Source organism: Pseudomonas sp. 32_A, from assembly GCF_017490905.1.
Taxonomy (GTDB): Bacteria; Pseudomonadota; Gammaproteobacteria; order Pseudomonadales; family Pseudomonadaceae; genus Aquipseudomonas; species Aquipseudomonas inefficax.
Window position 1 is genome coordinate 1 of record NZ_JAFGYI010000333.1, and the last position, 451, is coordinate 451.

The window sequence follows — 451 nt, forward strand, 5'->3', positions numbered from 1 at the left end:
GTCGGGCAGCGCGCCGGACGTCGCGCAACGCCGCGGCGCGCTGCCCGACGATGCGTTCCTGCAGGAGCTCGGCGCGACGTTCGGCACGCGGATGGGGCGCTTCACGCGGATCGTCGGGCGCGCGGCGTTCCCGCTCGGGCTCGCCGCGGCACACACGCTCGTCGACGGCCGGATCGCGATCGTCGGCAACGCCGCGCAAACCTTGCATCCGGTCGCGGGCCAGGGGCTGAACCTCGGGCTGCGCGACGCGCATACGCTTGCCGAGACACTATCCGAGCACGGCGCGACGCCGCTCGCGCTCGCGACGTTCAACGCGCGCCGCGCGCTCGATCGGCGCATGACGATCGGCGCGACCGATACGCTCGCGCGCCTGTTCACCGTCGATTCGCGGCCGCTCGCGATGCTGCGCGGCGCGGCGCTCACCGCGCTCGAATTCGTGCCGCCGCTGAAG

At 74.1% G+C, this 451-nt stretch carries 1 protein-coding gene; it reads left to right on the top strand.

Going from position 1 to position 451, the window contains the following annotated elements; all coding sequences use genetic code 11:
- The coding region (locus J5M58_RS26920) for an FAD-dependent monooxygenase (RefSeq protein ID WP_207880453.1) at positions 1-451 on the top strand (451 nt) is incomplete at both ends.